The sequence below is a fragment of the Pseudomonas sp. TKO26 genome (genome assembly GCF_003225665.1).
GTDB lineage: Bacteria > Pseudomonadota > Gammaproteobacteria > Pseudomonadales > Pseudomonadaceae > Aquipseudomonas > Aquipseudomonas saponiphila.
Map to the genome: position 1 here is coordinate 335805 of NZ_QKLN01000002.1, position 17033 is coordinate 352837.

Below are 17033 nucleotides of genomic sequence, written 5' to 3' on the forward strand. Positions count from 1 at the left end.
GATGAAAAAGTTTTTCAGCCTGCTCGCCACCCTGCTCGTGCTTGCCCTGGCCCTGTGGATCGGCCGCACCCTGTGGGAGCACTACATGTACACCCCCTGGACCCGTGACGGCCGGGTGCGGGCGGACATCATCAACGTCGCCGCCGACGTCACCGGCGAAGTGGTGGACGTGCCGGTCAAGGACAACCAACTGGTGCACAAGGGCGACCTGCTGATGCAGATCGACCCCGAGCACTACCAGATCGCGGTCAAGCAGGCGCAGTCGCTGGTGGCGTCGAAGAAAGCCACCTGGGAGATGCGCAAGGTCAACGCCAAGCGCCGCGCCGACATGGACAACCTGGTGATCTCCAAGGAAAACCGCGACGACGCCGGCAACATCGCCGACTCGGCCCTGGCCGACTACCAGCACGCCCAGGCCCAGCTGGAAGCGGCGGAGCTCAACCTCAAGCGCACCCAGGTGCGGGCGGCGGTGGACGGCTACGTGACCAACCTCAACGTGCACCGCGGCGACTACGCGCGCATCGGCGAGGCGAAAATGGCCGTGGTCGACATGAACTCGTTCTGGGTTTACGGCTTCTTCGAGGAAACCAAGCTGCCCCACGTGCGCGTCGGGGATAAGGCCGACATGCAATTGATGAGCGGCCAGGTGCTCAAGGGCCACGTGGAAAGCATTTCCCGCGGCATCTACGACCGCGACAACCCGGAAAGCCGCGAACTGATCGCCGACGTCAACCCGACCTTCAACTGGGTGCGCCTGGCCCAGCGGGTGCCGGTGCGCATCCACATTGATGAAGTGCCGGAGGGCGTGCTGCTGGCGGCGGGCATCACCTGCACCGTCATCGTCAACCCCGAGCCGTTGTAGGAACAGGGGCGGAAACCCTAGGAACTGCACGGTCTGCCTGACTGCTGTAGGAGCTGGCTTGCCAGCGAAGGCGTCCGCTCGGGCGATGCAGGGCTCAAGGGCCCCTTCGCCGGCAAGCCGGCTCCTACGATGGAGGGGGCCGTTATTTGTAGCTCTTCTGCATGATCGCCAGGGACTTCTTCGCCGCCGCTTCCAGGCCGTCGTCGACGTGGTTGATGACCGCCACCAGCTTCGGGTTCTGCAGCACGTCGACACCGGGGTAACGCTGCTGGGCCAGGCGCGAGACGATGATGTATTGGGTCACCGCGTAATGCAGCTTGAACTGGCCACTATCCCGGGCCTTGGCGATGGCCGCTTTGACAAAGGCCTGGCGCTGGGCCGTGGTCATGCCCTGGAACAGGTCGGGGAGATCGAAATGGATCTCGGCGGAGAAAATCGCCACCTCCTCATCTCGCGCTTCGTCATACATCACCTGTTTGCTGGTCACCCGCGCCTTGAGCTCGTTGAAGCGTTGCTCGCCTGCGGCCAGTTGCTCCGGGCTCATCTTGCCTTTCAGGGCGTCCAGCTGGCTGGTGTCTTCGGTGTTATCGATGATCTTCAGCCAGGCATAGGCCTTGACCAGGTCGCCGGATTCTTCGGCGGCGTCGGCCAGGCTCTGCTGCGGTTCCGGGTTGCCGTGCAGCGCCGAGCGCTCAAGCCAGCGCAGGGCCAGGTCGCGGTCCTTGGGAATGTCCTTGTCGCCGAACCAGTAGGTGGCGTACATGCCGTACTCAGCGCACCAGTCGTTCTGCGACGCCGAGTAGGCGATGTAGTTGAAGGACTCACGGTCGCGCTCGGCCTTGGGCTTGTCCGTTTCCTGGTCGGTGGTGGTGGACAGGTAGCAGAAGGCCCGGGTGTAGTGCGGCGCGGCCATGGCGAAGCAGCCCTTGGCGTTCTTGTAGTCCTCGATCTCGTTCAGCTTGTAACCGATGCCGTACAGCAGATCGGCCTCCATGGCCGGGTTGCAGTATTCGTTGGCGCTGACCTTGGGCAAGACGCTGTCCAGCGTCAGCTTGGGCAGGGTGTCATTCAGGTCGGGGACTTTCGGTCCGGTGTTTTCCGCAGGCGTGGAGGCGCAGGCCGCCAGCAAGACAGCTAATGCCAGTGGCAGCGCGTTGAACAATTTCAATGGGTATTCCCTGATCGGCGAATGAAAAAAGCGCGCATGAAATCAGGCAGTGACAGGACGGGAGAGGGTGGAGCGTTAGCCATTCCGTGCTTGGGTGTCGATAGCAGCGATTCCATGCGGCGAGCGCATTCTACTGGGAATGCGCGGGGGCACAATCCGCACCGCGCCGCTGCTGTAGGAGCTGGCTTGCCAGCGAAGGCGCCGGCGTGGGCGATGCAAGGCTTGCGGGCCCTTTCGCCGGCAAGCCGGCTCCTACGGGAGGTCAGAGTTTGGCGCTCAATCCGAAGCGCTTCATCAGCACCTTCTCCAGCAAACCCTTGGGCAGCAGATTGGCCAGCAGCGGCAGGGCGCGGCTGCCATTGCCCAGGCGCACCAGGCGCGGCGGATTGTGCTGTTGCACGGCCTTGAGCAAGCCGGCGGCAAATTCGCTGGCGGGGGTGGGCTTGTCCTGGGAGGCCTTGGCCCGGGCGCGGATGCCCTCGCGCAGCGGCCACCAGGGCGATTGTTCGTTGAGCAGTTGCTCGGCTTCATGCCCGGCGTTCTTGGCAAAGCTCGACGCAATGGCCCCGGGCTGCACTTCCATGACCCGAATGCCGAACGGCGCCAGCTCCATGCGCAGGGCGTCGCTCAAGGCGTGCACCGCGGCCTTCGAGGCACAGTAGGCGCCGGCAAACGGCGTCACCAGCACCCCGGATACGCTGCCGATATTCACCACCAGGCCACGGCTGCGGCGCAGCACCGGGAACATCGCCCGGGTCACCCCGACCAGGGAAAACACATTGGTTTCGAATTGACGCTGCATGGCGTCCACACCGCCATCCAGCAGCGGGCCCATGGCGCCGTAACCGGCGTTGTTGATCAGTACATCCAGGCCGCCGTATTGCTGGTTGATCTTCTCGCCCAGGGCGCCGAGAGCCGGGCCGTCATTCACGTCCAGTTGGATGGCGGTAAAACCGGCGGCTTGCAGGCTGGCAACGTCCTCGGCCTTGCGAGCAGTGGCGAGCACGGTGAAACCGGCGTTCTTGAAGGCATCCGCCAGGGCGCGGCCGATGCCGCTGGAACAACCGGTGATCAAGGCTACAGGCATGGCGCGGTCCTTGTGCTGGGTAAGGGGAAGGGCGAATCAGTCGGAGAAACTACCCTGCAGACGCTCGGCGCGAAACTCCAGGGTTTGCGGGCGATAGCCCGGGCGCAGCGGTGGCAGCGGCAGACAATCCTGCCAACTGGCGCCGGCCTGCAACTCGCCGGGGCCACGGTAGCGTGGGGCGCTGTACTGGTTGTCGGCGAGGTTGACCGTATCCCCCGGAGCATAGGCGGCGACCCGCCAGCGCAGCTCGACCAGGGGCACCTTGTTGCCGTTGTTGAGCTTGACCTGCAATGGCCGGTCGGCGGGGCAGTGGTCCGGCGCATAGATCAGGCGCAGCTCCAGGCGCGCCAGTTGCTGGGCTTCGCGGTTATCCAGCCAGACCACCCAGCACGCCACCAGGGCCAGGCCGAACGCGGCGGCCAGGGACACGGGGAGGGCTTTGGCGGGATAGCGCAGAAGCAGGATCAGCCAGGTGATGACCAGCAGAACGCCGATGAACATGACGCGAGCCTCGGGGAAAAGGAGGGGACATCCTACCTAAGCGTAGGTGGGGTTGGCGATGGAGGAGGGCTGCGAAACAGACTTAAAACCTGCACCCGCGATTGAGCTGATGCCCCGCAGTGCCCCAGGCAAGGATGTTCCCAACACCCGTGGCTTGGACATAAACTGCGACGCCTTTGTCGTTGCTCCGTATCGAACCCGGGACTAGCCTTTGAGCGTCGCTGTGAAAGCAGTGATCGGGTTTGGTCGCCCGACTTGATACAGGCGCAACAGCGCCCCTTGACGATTGCAGGCGCTTTTTTTGCGCCCGCATTTCCGTGCAATGGCGGCTGTGCGTGGAAGGGCTTCGGCCCTGCCGGGTTCCTGTATCTCCGGTCGACCAATCCACGCACGGCTGCCACCCATTCGTTTGGTCGCGAACGTGGCAGTCCTCACTTTGATACGGGAGGTTCAACCATGTGCGCTATCAAAACCTCGGGCTTCGTCACCTTTGGTTCCTGTGGTGATGCCGATCAGTCCCTGTTCCGCGTCAATGCCGATGTGCCTCTGTTGCAGGCGCTGGAGCACGCGTCGACCCTGCTGTACTACGCCAAGAAACTCGCCCTGGATGCGGCCATGGAAGACCAGGGCGAGCGTTACGCCTGGGCCGCGCATTTCCTGGCGGAGATGGGCAAGGCGGTGATCGATGACGTGGGATTGGGAATGAAGGAAGAGGTGTTGCAGGCCTGATCGCAGCTTCTTGATCAGGACGTCGAAAGGGCGCTACGTCTTCGTGGGAGGGGGGTAGCGCTTTTTCTTGCCGCTTGAAGCTCGCCCTTGTCCCTTGCCCCTGCTTCAAAAAAAATCCCCCTGTCCAACCGCCTGCGGATAGGGGACGCAGGCACCTGGAAAGGGGGAACACAAAGGTCTTACCAACACGACTCCCTGCTTTTTCTTGCAGCTTGCCGCTCGAAGCTAACGGCTGCTTCTACTTGCAGCTTGCCGCTTGAAACTTGCCGCTGCGCTTACTGCGCTATGGTTTTCACCGAAACCCCCCGCTCCACCGGCGTCGAACGCCCGTAGATATCCTCGAACCGCTCGATATCGTCCTCACCCAAATAGCTACCCGATTGCACTTCAATGATCTCCAGCGGGATCTTCCCTGGGTTGCGCAAACGGTGCACCGAGGCAATCGGGATGTAGGTGGACTGGTTCTCGGTGAGCAGGAATACGTTTTCGTCACAGGTGACTTCGGCGGTGCCGCTGACCACGATCCAGTGTTCGGCGCGGTGGTGGTGCATCTGCAGCGACAGGCAGGCCCCCGGCTTGACCGAGATGTGCTTGACCTGGAAGCGTCCGCCCATGTCCACCGAGTCGTAGGAGCCCCACGGGCGGTAGACCTCGCAGTGGTTCTGGGTTTCGCTGCGGCCCTGTTGGTTGAGGGTGTTGACCATCTGTTTCACCCCTTGGACCTTGTCCTTGTGGGCAATCATCATGGCGTCCTTGGTTTCCACCACGACGATGTTTTCCAGGCCGATCACCGACACCAGTTTGCCGTTGCCGTGGATCATGCAGTTCTTGCTGTCCTGGATCACTACGTCGCCTTTGCTGACGTTGCCGTTGGCGTCCTTTTCATGCACGTCCCACAGCGACGACCAGCAGCCCACATCGCTCCAGCCGGCGCTCAGGGGCACCACGCAGGCGCGTTGGGTCTTTTCCATCACCGCGTAGTCGATGGAGTTGTCCGGGCAGCAGGCAAAGGTGGCTTCGTCGATGCTCACGCTGTCCGGATCTTGCTGGCTGCGTTCCAGGGTCAACAGGCAGGTGTCGTAGATGTCCGGATCGTGTTTCTTCAGCTCTTCGAGGAAGCGGCTGGCGCGGAACAGGAACATGCCGCTGTTCCAGAAGTAGCCACCGGCCTGGACGAACTCGTTGGCGCGTTTTTCATCGGGCTTCTCGACGAATTGCGCGACCCGGCTGATGCCTTCCGGCAGCAGGGCATCGTTGGCCGACTTGATGTAGCCGTAGCCGGTTTCCGGTTTGCTCGCCGGCACGCCGAACAGCACCATTTCGCCGCGCTCGGCGGCCACGGTGGCCAGGGCCAGGGCCCGCTGCAGGGCTTTCTGGTCGTCGAGCACGTGGTCGGCGGGCAGTACCAGCATCAGTTCGTCGCGGCCTTCGTTGACCAGCATCATCGCGGTCAGGGCCACGGCCGGGGCGGTGTTGCGGCCGAAGGGCTCCATGAGTATGCGTTGGGCTTCCAGATTACGGTTGGCCAACTGTTCGTTGACGATGAAGCGGTGGTCCTTGTTGCAGACCACGATCGGGGTGTCCATGCCTTCGAACACCAGGCGCTCCAGGGTTTGCTGGAACAACGTGTGTTCGCCGGTCAGGGCGAGGAATTGCTTGGGGAACTGCTTGCGCGAAAGCGGCCAAAGACGTGAGCCGCTACCACCTGACAAGATCACCGGAATCATGTTGTTACTCCTAATAAATGCAGTTGGGAGCCGCAAGCTGCAAGCGACAAGTTAAAAGCTCTTCACTTGCCGCTTGAGGCTTGTGGCTGATAGCTCGCGCGGTTAGCGCGTTGAGACTGGGCGTTTTACCCACACCGGCGACAGGTTGCTGCCGTTGCCGGTGACGTAGAGCACCGCCGCTTCGCCGCGCTCCAGGGCTACGGGCTTGAGGTCGCTGACTTTTTTCTCGCCGTCATACAGGGCGAAGCTGACCTTCACCGGGTTGATCTCGCGCTCGCCGCGGCCTTTGGCGGCCACCGCCTTGACCACGTCGGTCTTGCCGTCGGCGGTCTTCAGGGTCAGGGCCTGGTCGCTGAGGTTCTGCACCCGCACCAGGGATTTCTGCTTGTTCTTGAACGGCGGCTCTTCGATCAGTTGCGGCTGGCCGCTGGCGTTGTTGACCAGGGTGTAATAGTGATCGGCGGCGAGTTTCACCGGCACGCTCTGGCTGCCCACCTTGGCGCTGTAGTCGCCGCCGGGCATGAAGCTGAAGTCGCTGCTGGCCAGGGGCGCGAGGTCGTTGATGCTGGTGCTGCCCACCGTGGCGCTGACTTCGCTGTTGCTGGCGTTGTACAGGCGCACGAAGGTCGAGCCCTTGGGCGCGGTGGGGCCGTACAGCGCAGCGTCGCCACCGGCAAAGGCGGACAGGGACAGGACGCTCATGCCGGCAGCCAGGGTGATTGCTTGGGCGAGACGACGAGGAGTAGTGATGAAAGTCATGAGTGTTACCTCTTTTTCAGTTTTGCGCCCGGTCGGGCGTCTCGGATTTGGTGTTAACAGCTAGGTTTTGTTGGCGAGCACCGGCTTGCTTGAGTTCTGCGACCCACTGCGGGTCGGCGTCGCCGATTTCGTTGTTCACAGGCAGATAACGTTCAGGGAATTCCCAGATCAGCACCTGGGGCGGGTGGTTCTTGAAGTCGTCGCTTTTCAGGTAGCTGAGCATCGGCAGGATCGGCCCGTGGCCGTCTTCGGCGTAGCTCAGCACGTCGCTGTGCAGGGCCTGTTTCAGGGCGCCGACGAAGTTCCAGTTGGGGTTGGCGCTGTAGCTGGTGCCCACCAGGGTCACCGGCACTTCGTGGTCGGCGAATAGCGTGTCGTCGGCGGCCGGCGCTTCCTCGCTGGCGTGGGTCACGCGCTTTTGCAGGGGCTCTTCGGCGGGCATCAGGTGTTCGAACAGCGGGTCCAGGGGCAGGAAGCGCCGCAGGTCGCCCTGGTGCTTCACGGTCTCTTGGGTTTGGGTGACGAAGCGTTGTGGCGGGCCGCTGAGCGGGGTCTTGGCGGCGATGGCCTGGGCCAGTTGGCGGGCGACGACTTCGGCGCCGGCCGGGGTCCAGTGGGTGTCGGTGCGCAGGAATACTTGCTGGCCCTGTTGCTTGGCCTGTTGCAAAGGCCCAAGCAGGTCGGGGGCGAGGATCTTGTCGGCGGCGACCCGGGCATGGAAGTCCTGGTAGAGGTTGGCGTGGATCCGCGCCGGACGTACCTGGTCCAGGTGTTCCGGGTACAGGCGGGCCTTGGCCGGGACGATGGCCATCACCAGTTTCACCCCGTGCGCCTTCAAGGTCTGGCGCACGCCTTCCACCAGGGCGTAGTTGCCCTGCAGGTTGAGTTCCTCGTTGACCACCGGGTTGAACTCTTCATCGCTGTACAGCCACTGGTCGCGGCCCAGTACCACCCCGGGGCGACCTTCGTTGAACAGCTTGAAGTCCAGGGCGGCCCACAGGTTGGTGCCCAGGCGCTTGATCGGGAACTGGTCGTCGTAGTGGGTTTCCACGGCCTTGGCCCAGCGCCCGTTGAGCACGCTGGCGTCACTGTTGGTACTGAAGCCGAAGAAGCTGCGCACCGACCACAGCCCCAGCACCAGCAGGGTCAGCAGGAACAGGGCGATGTACAACACGCGTAATGAGCGGGTCATGGGCAGATCCCTCAGAACTGGAAGTAAAGGAACGGCGAGAAGCTTTGCGCCGAGAGTTTGAGAATCGAGGCCACGAACAGCAGCAGCACCAGGGCGCGCATGGCGTAGCGCGACCAGTCGGCGGTCCAGTAGGCCGGTTGCACCTGGGCCTCGGTGCCGATGATGTAGCCCGGCTGATGGAGGGTGCCGGGGGTGTCGCCAGGGACCGCCTTGATCAGACCGGGTTGGGCCGTGGCCGGACCATCGGCCGGGGTGTCGGGCTTGGCCTTGACCGGCGCCGGGTTGCGGTACAGGTCACGCAGGCCGAAGAACGCCAGGGTGGCGTAGGCCAGGACCAGGGTCGCCACTTGCAGGCCGGTGAGGCTGGCGCGGTTGAGTTCCGACAGCGACCAGTCGCCAAAGCTGAACATGGCGCCGTACATGCGCCCGGCCACGTGCAGGTTTTCGGCACGGAAGATCACCCAGCCCATCACCACCAGCAGGAAGGTCAGGGCCCAGCGCAGCGGGTTCAGGCTGCGTGGGGTGGTGTTGATGCCCAGGGCCTTTTCGATGGCCAGCCACATGCCGTGCCAGGCGCCCCAGACGATGTAGGTGAAGTTGGCGCCGTGCCACAGGCCGCCCAGGAGCATGGTCAGGAACAGGTTGCGGTAGGTGATCAGGGTGCCTTTGCGGTTGCCGCCCAGGGTGATGTACAGGTAGTCCCGCAGCCAGGTGGAGAGGCTGATGTGCCAGCGCCGCCAGAACTCGGTGATCGACTGGCTGATATAGGGCTGCTTGAAGTTCTCCATGAAGCGAAAACCCATCATCAAGCCCAGGCCGATGGCCATGTCGCTGTAGCCGGAGAAGTCGAAGTACAGCTGCGCGGTGTAGGCCAGGGCGCCGAGCCAGGCATCGCCGGTGGTGGGGTTTTGCAGGGCGAAGCAATGGTCGGCGACCACCGCCAGGGTGTCGGCGATGAACACCTTCTTGATGAAACCCTGCATGAAGCGGGTGCAGCCTTCGGAGAACTTGTCCAGGGTGTGGGTGCGATTGTTGAACTGGTCTGCCAGGTCGCGAAAGCGCAGCACGGGACCGGCGATCAGGTGCGGGAAGATCGCCACGAACGCCGCGAAGTCGATCAGGTTGCGGGTCGCCGGAGTGTCGCCACGGTAGACGTCGATGATGTAGCTGATGGACTCGAAGATGTAGAACGAGATGCCGATCGGCAGCAGCACGTGGGTCAGGATGAACGGCTCAAGCCCCATGGAAGTCATGATGGCGTTGAGGCTGTCGACGCCGAAGTTGGCGTACTTGAAGTAGCCGAGGATACCCAGGTCCACCGCCACCCCCAGCAGCAGCCAGCGCTGGGCAGGTTTGGTGCGAACACCGGCGGCGCCGACTTTCAGGCCGATCCAGTAGTTCCACAGGGTGACGCCGGCGAACAGCGCCAGGAAGTCCACCCGCCACCAGGCATAGAACACGTAGCTGGCGATCAGCAGCAGCAGGTTGCGATAGCGTTGCCCGCTCAAGTAGTACAAGCCGAGAAAGATCGGCAGGAACAGGAACAGGAACACATTGGATGAGAAAACCATCCCGATCTCTCCATGTTTAACCAATAGTCAGAGGCCGGAGCCCCCCCCAAACCCCCCCGTGAAAAACGGGGAGGCGGTATTGCCTGTAGTGCGTCTTCTGTAGGAGCCGGCTTGCCGGCGAAGGCGGCCTCGGATGTGAAGCCGTCCTGGAGGGCCCCTTCGCTGGCAAGCCAGCTCCTACAGTGGGGTGTTGCAACGATGCGGATCAGGAGCCTTTTTCATGGGCCGGGTCGTAGACCTTGGTCAGGTCGCCACCCAGGCGGAAGGTCTTGAACGGCTGCATCTTGTGCTTGCGCGCCAGTACTTCCGGGGCGCAGGTGTAGAGGCTGCAGTAGGGTTCCAGCCAGGCGAATTTGGAGTCGACCTTGAGGTCGGTCATGTCCTGGGCCTTGCCGTTCTTCTGCTCGAAGGTGTCCGGGTCATTGACCCCGGCCAGCACCCGTTCGCCCAGGCGCTTGAGCGCGCTGTTGTTTTCCTGGCGCAGGTCGACGCCGTTGACCTGGGCGAAGCTGGCGATCATCGCCAGTGGCGGCAGGGCGTAGTTGTGGTAGGCCAGGGCCCGTTGCTGGCGCTTGAGCTCGTTGGGCAGGTAGCCGTCGGCGTCGACCTGGTTGGCGCCGACCTTGTATTCCTTGACCGCCCAATCGAACAGGTCGCGGCGGTTGGTGGCCACGGCGGTGGCCATCACCGACCAGGCGGCCCAGTAGGAGTGGTTGTTGGTCTTGTCCAGGGGCAGGTTGTCCCAGTCGCTGATCACCTGGTCGGCCAGCTTGCTGAACCAGGCCTCGATCTTCTGCGCCTGCTCCTGGTGGGTGGCCAGGGGGTGGGAGTCGGAGAACTTCAGTCGCAGGTAGGCCGAGGCCATGCTGCCCAGGGCCCATTTGCGCATCGACTTGCCGGTGTGGTTGAAGTCCTTGGACATCAGCGCGTCGGCCTGGGCCCAGGCGCTGAGCCAGGCCAGGGTGCAGTCCAGCTGCTCCGGGCGGCCGTCGCGCATGAACTGCATGACCCGCTTGCTGGTGCCGCGCTCGATCTTGGTGATGTCCGCGGTGGTGTCGCGAAAGGCCTGTTCGGACTGCACATTGAGGGTGGCCCGGGCCTTGTCCGAGCCTTCGTACTTGCTGCGAAACTGCAGGGCGCCGGTGTAGGGCGCCGGCATGGCGTCGCAGCCTTCGCTGTGATCACCGCTCTTGAACTTGTCCACCGGGGCGTAATAACCCTGGGGCGGGCGCAGCGGCGCGGCGGCCTGGGCGCTGCCGGTGACCATGGCCAGCCCCAGCAGGCTGGGGAGCAACCAGTGTTTCAGGTGTGTGCTTGGCATAGGTAACCTCATTGCCCGATCTGCGCGGTGCGTTGCTCGGCGCTCGGGAACACGTTGCGTTTGCAAACTCTTGCCTCGACCTTCTGCCCGGCGCTGCCCGCTTCCGGGCCCTGGACTTCAACCGCCAGCAGGTTCTGCGAGGCCCAGTCTTCATCGATGCGCAGTTCGAAGGCGAAGCGCCCATCGGTGTCGGATGTTTCCGGTTTCTCGATCTTGATGTCCTCGTGGCGGCCGTTCATGTACCAGAGGGTGGCTTGCAGGGTTTTCACCGAAGGGTCGGCGAAACGGATGTCGACCTGATGGCCGCTGTTGCGCAGGTCCAGGTTCTTGCTGTTGACCAGCAGCTCGTTCTTGCCTGGCTTGAGGGTGGTGCTGGCGCTCATCTGCGCATCCTTGCCTTCGCAGCCGTTGTCCAGCAGGGCCATCATCTGCCGGTAGATGGTTTCCTGGTCCAGGCGGTACAGCGGCGAGAATTCCCAGATCAGGATCTTCGGCGGGCTCTTCTGGAATTCGTCGCTGCCCAGGTACTGCAGCATCGAGCCTTCCAGGCCGCCGCCGGGGAAGGCGACGTTGAGAATGTCGGCACCGATGGCCTCTTCGAGGAAGCCGGCGAAGTTGTAGTTCTTGCCGCTGTGGCTGGTGCCCACCAGGGTGATCTGCGGGTTGCCGGAGTCACCGAACAGGTCGCCGTCGCCGGCTTCGCCCTTGGGCTCGGTGGTGAATTGGTCCATGTACTGGATGGCGTAGCTGGTGCCGCACAGCTGGCCGGCCATGTTGTGCAGGGTGCCGGTCTTGCCCATGCGTCCGGACTTGTGTGTCTCGAATTCACGTCGAGGAATGTCGGCGAAGGCCGGCAGCTGCTTGACCTTGTCGGCGACGATCTGCGCCGTGCGCTGGGCGCCATAAGGGGTCCAGTGCTGGTCGCCGCGGAAGTAGAAATCGTGGGCCGGCAGGGTTTCGGGCAGTTGTTCGTTGGTCAGCGGCGACAGGTCCGGCACCACGTAGCCCATCTGTGCGAAGCGCCCGAGCATGGCCTTGTAGTTGTTCAGCGCCTTGTCGTAGTCGAAGCGGGCTTTCTCCGCCGGGTTGAGCTTGTTGCGGTTCACCAGGCCGCGGGTCGGCTGGTAGACCAGCACCAGTTCCACGCCCTTGCTCTTGAAGGCTTGGTGCAGCTGCTTGAGGCGGCGGTAGCCTTCGGGCGTGGTGTCGAATTCGGTGCGCAGGTCTTCCTGGGTGCGGAACAGCCAGTCGCCCTGGGCTTGCACCAGGGTGGTGAAGTTCTGCTGGTAGCGGGTCACGTAGTTCTTCGCATCGTGGGCGGCCGGGCACAGGTTGCAGCAGGGCTCGGCCTTGAAGCTGGGCGCGGCGCTCGGCGCGTTGGCCGCATCGGCACGGGCGCCGGCGCTGGCGGCGAGAAGCCCCGCGGTCAGGGCCGACAGGCCCAGGAGTTTGATCAGGTGTGGGTGCATGCAAGTCATCCTCAATCGCGCATTTCGGTCTGGCGTTCGACGGGGTCGATCAGCACGGCCTTCTGCTGGCGCACCAGCAGGTCGAGAATTTCATCCTGGCGCTCGCCCAGGACCCCGGAGAAGCTGATGCCGCTGCTTTTGGTCGGCGCCAGCATCGACACCCGGTACAGCTCCACGCTCAGGGGCGAGTCGATGGACATCGGCCCACTGCCGTTGGCCGCCAGCTCGCCGCCGACCACGATCAGCGAAACCTGGGCATCGAACGGATCGAGCTTGATGTCGCGGTCGGTGTCGGACAGGTCCTTGATGTGGCCGTAGACCCCGGTCAGGCCGTTGGCCATGGCGATGTTTTCGTACAGGCGGATGTTCACGCTGTTGCGAATGCGGATGCCGTGGCGGCGGTTGCTGATCACCTTGTTGGCGTAGATCAGGTTGTCGGCACTCTCGTAGAGGGTGATGCCGTCGCTGTGGTTGCGGTAGATCTCGTTGTAGGCGATCAGGTTGTTGACGCTGTTGCGGTCGATCACCAGCCCCGAGAGGTGGTTGTCGTAACTGCGGTTGTTGAAGATGAAGCTGTCGTTCACCTCCCGGGAAATGATGATGCCGTGCTTCTTCTTGGTGCCGTGGACGGTGTTGTCGGCAATGATCAGGCGGTGGGAACGGTCGTGGGGGTCGATGCCGTAGACGATGTTGTCCTTGTAGGTGTTGCCCTTGAGCACAAAATCCCGGGTTTCGTAGCAGTAGAAGCCGTACCACATGTCGGAGAAGGTCGAGCCGATGATCCAGCCGGTGGGCTCGGGACGCTTGAGCACCTTGGCCATGTTCGGCGTGTACTGGGAAATGCTCACCCCGTAGGACTTGGAGTTGGCGTAGCCGAAGCTGGCCATCTGGCTGTTGACGATGTAAGTCTCGGTGCCGCCCCAGGCCAGCAGGAACGGGCGGAATTCCTTGGGCGAACGGAAGGTCGCCGGGCCGTTGTCCTGTTCGCGCCAGCCAGTGACCTGGGTGTCACGCACGAACAGCTGGCCGTCGTTGACCAGGAACGAGCCGCCTTCCTGGGACAGGCGCAGCTCCCGGGTCTGTTTGTCGATTTCGAGGATGCCGTGGCGACCGACGACGATCGGCACGCGGGCCAGGTAGACCCCGGGCGCCGTCTCGCTGAGGTACTGCTTGGGCAGCTTGCGCGCCAGTTCCTTGAGGTTGACGTAGCCGTCATCGATGAAGATCGCCTGGGGGATGCCGTGCTGGCGCACCACCCATTCGGCCATCTTGTTGTCGCCGCCGATAAAGTCCTTCAGGGCGTCTTCCTGCATCATCCGGCGCACGCTGATCTTGCCCGGCTGGCTGCGCACGATTTTCGCCGCGACGGCTTCGGCGGTGTAGCCGGACAGGTCCGGCAGGGTCGGCTTGGCCAGGGCCAGGGGCTCGGTGGGCGCGCTGCTGACGGTGTAGGTCTTGGCCTGTTGCAGGCCCTTGGCGATGATCGGCGCCTTGGCCGTCTCGACATTGGCGAAGGCGGCGCTGCTGGCCAGTAGCAGGGCGCCGGCCAGCAGGCTCAGGGAGCCTTGGCCACGCGGGCTGTGGTGGTTGGCATGCATGTCGGGCACTCCTTTGGCGGTGCGCATCAGAAGCGCCAGATCACGTCGATGAAGGCGCGGTGCATGTAGGAGTCGACCTCTTTGCCGTAGGCGTCGCCGGGCTTGAACACGCCACCGCGAAACCGCACCAGGGCCGAAGGCTCGTCGATCGACTGGCTCAGGGCCGCGGGCAGCAGGCCTTGCTTGAAGTACTTGGTGACCACCAGGTCCAGCTCCTGGCCGAGGTCTTTCTTGCCGTCCTGCAAGGGCCGCGAGGTGCTACTGAGCAGGGCGCCGCTGGCGTCGTCGTACTGGTTGTCCACAGCATTGATGCCGTTGCTGCCCACCGGCTTGTTGCCGTCCACGCGCCAGAACTTGTGGTAGACCAGGCTGGCGTCGTAGTCCTCGCGCAGTTGCCAGGAGCCGAACAGGGTGGCGGTCTGGGTGTTGTTCATTTCGCCACGGAAGGCTTCGCCGAAGCGGTGCACCCGGGAGCGGGTGCCGGTGTAGTTGGAGCGGTTGCTCTGCAGGCCGTTCTGCTCGTATTCGGCGCTGGCCCGGGCGTAGGCGGCGCCCACTTGCCAGTTCGGGTCCAGGCGCAGGCGCACCCCCAGGTCGGTGGCCCAGCCATTGAGGTTGTCACCGCGCTTGGCCTGGGCCGGGCGGCCGCCGTCGGCGTTCAGCGGGTTGACGGTGTCGCGGTCGCCGCGCATGCCGGTGAGGCTGGCCCAGTAGTTGACGGTGTTGGTGTTGCGAAAGTTGTAGGCGTCGCTGTTGGCTTCCAGGCCGAGCCAGGTCAGGTCGCCGTTGTGCTTCTTGTCCAGCGGGTCGCTGGCCACGCCGGGCTGGGCGTAGTCGAGCTTGCCGTCGTCGTGGGTGTGGTGGGCGCGGATGCCGACCCACTGGCCGGGCGTCCACTGGTAGGCGGCGTCGGCGTACAGGTGCAGGCGGTCCTTGTCCTCGGGCGCCAGCTTCTTGAGGTCGGTGCGGTATTCGCTGAAGCGCTCGGCAGCGCCGACGTTGGCCCGCAGCAGGGTGGTGTCGAAGGTCCAGTTCAGTGCCTCGATGTTGGTGTCGCGCCATTGCCCGTCGTCGTTGCGCAGGCGCTGGCGACCGAACTTCAACTGCTCGCCGGGGTAGGCGGTGAAGCCGCTGTAGCCGATCCAGAACTCGCGCATCGCCAGGTAGCTCTTCTTGGTCTTGCGGTCGTCGTTGCCGGACTGCTGGCTGGCGTCGTCGCTGGACTGTTGCAGGGTGTCGGTTTCGATCACGTCGCTGGACGTCACCGCCTGGCCCATGGCGTAGGCGCTCCAGTTGCCGCTTTCGCCATAGACCCAGGGCCGCAGGTCGAGGCCGACGCCGTTGACGTCGCCACCGCGCTGGGTGCCCAGGTCGCGGTCGTCCTCGGACTGGCCGGTGATCTTCACTTCCAGGCCGAAGTTCTGGGTGTCGCTGAGGGCGGCCAGGGCCGGAGTGGACCCGAGCATGGCAAAACCCAGGGCCATGCCCAGTTTCGACAGGCTGAAACGTCCAGGGGCAGCAGTGGTGAGTGGAAGCTTGAGTGTCATAGGGATTCCTCGCCGTCTTCTTCCTGCAGGGCGTGCAGTTGCAGCGTGTTCTGGGTCAGGGCGCCACGCACCGCTTGTTCCTGTTGCAGCAGGCGCTGGGCTTCGGCGCGCTGGCCGGGGGGCAATTGCTCTTCAACCTGCTGGGCCAGTTCGTTGGCCTGGGGGGTGTCCTGGACCTTGGCCAGCTGGCTGAAGACGTAGGCGTTGACCGGGTTGGGCTGGGTGCCGCGGCCCTGGGAAAACAGTTGGGCAATGGCGAAATCGGCGCTGTTCTGGCCGTTGCGCGCGGCGGTCAACAGGTGGTCCAGGGCTTTTTGCGGGTACACCTGGCCCAGGTAGCCACGGCGGTAGATCTGCCCCAGGTAGTAATCGGCGGCGACTTCCCGGCCCTGGGCCTTCTTGAAGTGTTCCTCGGCCAGCTTGGCGTCGGCCGGCACCCACTTGCCTTCGTAGTAGAGCTTGCCCAGCAGCAGTTCGGCCCGGGGCTGGTCGGCGGCGCGGCCGTTTTCCAGGTATTCCAGCATCTGCTCGACGTCCCCCAGTTCGGGGAAGTCGTAGAGCAGTTGTGCCAGGCTGACCCAGGACGCCGGGTAGCCCGGGGCCACTTGTTCCAGCAGGGCCTGGGCGGTCTTTTCGTCCGGCTTGCCGAGGCTGGCATCGCCCAGCACCCGGGCCACGCTGTCGACCCGCTGGGCGCTGACGGCGCCGCGGCTGTAGCCGGCCTGCAGTTGCTTGATCAGTTCGGCCTGTTGTTCTGGCTGGCCGCGCTTCTGGTAGACGGTGGCCAGCTCGACGTAGCAGATGTCGGTGCTGTTGAGGGCGGCCTTGCAGATGCTTTCCACCTGGTCCAGGTGCTGGTCGTAGCTGCCCTGGGTGCGATACAGCAGGACTTGCGCCAGGCCGGCTTCCGGGTAACCGGCGCTGCGCCATTGGCTGATCTGCTGCAGGGCGTTGATGTTGGGGAAGCTGTGGGGGTATTGCAGGTACAGCATCGCCAGGGGGATCAGGGTGTTGCCTTCGCCCTGGGCAAAGGCTTTTTTCAACAGGCCCTCGGCTTCGTGCTGCTCGGCTTCGGTGGCACCGGGCTTGGCCACCAGCAGCCGGCCCAGGCGCGCCTGGGCCCGGGGCGAAGTGTCGGCGGCGGCGCGGTAGGTGGCCTCGGCCTGCTTGATCTGCGCCGGGTCGCGGCTTTCCACCTGGATGTCGGCCAGGCCCACTTGCGCCTCGCTGTAGCCCAGGTCCGCCAGCTGGCGGTAGTTCTGCTGGGCCAGGGCGGTGTCGCCGCGTTTCAGGGCTTGGTTGGCCAGGCGCTGGTCCGGCAGGCCGGCGCAACCGGCCAGGGTCACGGCCAGCGCCAGTGAGCACAGGGCCAGGTGGCGGCGGCCTTGAGCGCTTTCACGAGCAAGCTCGCTCCTACGGGGGGCGTCGGTGTTCTGGTAGGAGCCAGCTTGCTCGCGATCGAGTGCGCAGCACTCGCCAATGAAAAGGCTAGTCACAGGCAT

14 protein-coding genes are annotated in these 17033 nt (G+C 64.0%); 2 read left to right on the plus strand and 12 right to left on the minus strand.

Going from position 1 to position 17033, the window contains the following annotated elements; translation table 11 throughout:
- Position 1: 1 nt before the first annotated feature.
- Entirely contained in the window at positions 2 to 862 is an 861-nt protein-coding gene (locus DNK59_RS04775; RefSeq protein ID WP_110722435.1) for an HlyD family secretion protein, read from the plus strand.
- Between the two features lie 142 nt (positions 863 to 1004).
- On the opposite strand, the gene DNK59_RS04785 is transcribed toward DNK59_RS04775, so the two are convergent.
- From DNK59_RS04785 to DNK59_RS04795, 3 genes are all read right to left on the minus strand, one after another.
- Entirely contained in the window at positions 1005 to 2030 is a 1026-nt protein-coding gene (locus tag DNK59_RS04785) for a sel1 repeat family protein (RefSeq protein ID WP_256596294.1), read from the minus strand.
- Positions 2031 to 2292: 262 nt separating this feature from the next.
- A complete protein-coding gene (locus DNK59_RS04790) occupies positions 2293 to 3117 on the minus strand; it encodes an SDR family oxidoreductase (RefSeq protein WP_110722437.1) in 825 nt (274 codons plus the stop codon).
- 36 nt (positions 3118 to 3153) lie between these two features.
- Positions 3154 to 3618 (minus strand): multidrug transporter, encoded by a 465-nt coding sequence (locus DNK59_RS04795; RefSeq protein ID WP_092319773.1) that lies wholly within the window; start codon positions 3616 to 3618, stop codon positions 3154 to 3156.
- Between the two features lie 456 nt (positions 3619 to 4074).
- On the opposite strand from DNK59_RS04795, the gene DNK59_RS04800 reads away from it, so the two are divergent.
- Positions 4075 to 4347: a DUF3077 domain-containing protein gene (locus tag DNK59_RS04800; protein WP_092319775.1), complete on the plus strand. Its 273-nt coding sequence runs from the start codon at positions 4075 to 4077 to the stop codon at positions 4345 to 4347.
- 275 nt (positions 4348 to 4622) lie between these two features.
- Here the strand turns inward: DNK59_RS04800 and DNK59_RS04805 are convergent, their stop codons facing one another.
- From DNK59_RS04805 to algK, 9 genes are all read right to left on the minus strand, one after another.
- Positions 4623 to 6074, minus strand: a complete 1452-nt coding sequence (locus DNK59_RS04805) for a mannose-1-phosphate guanylyltransferase/mannose-6-phosphate isomerase (RefSeq protein ID WP_092319777.1) — start codon at positions 6072 to 6074, stop codon at positions 4623 to 4625.
- Between the two features lie 102 nt (positions 6075 to 6176).
- Positions 6177 to 6833: an alginate O-acetyltransferase AlgF gene (locus DNK59_RS04810; protein WP_110722438.1), complete on the minus strand. Its 657-nt coding sequence runs from the start codon at positions 6831 to 6833 to the stop codon at positions 6177 to 6179.
- A 16-nt stretch (positions 6834 to 6849) separates the two neighbouring features.
- Entirely contained in the window at positions 6850 to 8025 is a 1176-nt protein-coding gene (locus tag DNK59_RS04815) for an alginate O-acetyltransferase (RefSeq protein WP_110722439.1), read from the minus strand.
- A gap of 11 nt (positions 8026 to 8036) precedes the next feature.
- The gene (locus DNK59_RS04820) at positions 8037 to 9596 is read right to left on the minus strand and encodes an MBOAT family protein (protein WP_110722440.1); all 1560 of its coding nucleotides are present in this window, start codon (positions 9594 to 9596) and stop codon (positions 8037 to 8039) included.
- Positions 9597 to 9801: 205 nt separating this feature from the next.
- Entirely contained in the window at positions 9802 to 10917 is a 1116-nt protein-coding gene (locus DNK59_RS04830) for a mannuronate-specific alginate lyase (protein WP_110722441.1), read from the minus strand.
- Positions 10918 to 10925: 8 nt separating this feature from the next.
- Positions 10926 to 12386: an alginate O-acetyltransferase gene (locus tag DNK59_RS04835; protein WP_110722442.1), complete on the minus strand. Its 1461-nt coding sequence runs from the start codon at positions 12384 to 12386 to the stop codon at positions 10926 to 10928.
- Positions 12387 to 12397: 11 nt separating this feature from the next.
- Positions 12398 to 14011, minus strand: coding sequence for a mannuronan 5-epimerase AlgG (algG, locus tag DNK59_RS04840; RefSeq protein ID WP_371920250.1), 1614 nt, complete (start codon positions 14009 to 14011; stop codon positions 12398 to 12400).
- Complete coding sequence (locus DNK59_RS04845; RefSeq protein ID WP_110722444.1) at positions 14011 to 15531, minus strand: alginate export family protein; 1521 nt, start codon at positions 15529 to 15531, stop codon at positions 14011 to 14013. Before DNK59_RS04845 ends, algG begins: the two co-directional genes overlap by 1 nt.
- Positions 15528 to 17033, minus strand: coding sequence for an alginate biosynthesis TPR repeat lipoprotein AlgK (gene algK / locus DNK59_RS04850; protein ID WP_110722445.1), 1506 nt, complete (start codon positions 17031 to 17033; stop codon positions 15528 to 15530). The genes DNK59_RS04845 and algK overlap by 4 nt, the downstream gene beginning before the upstream one ends.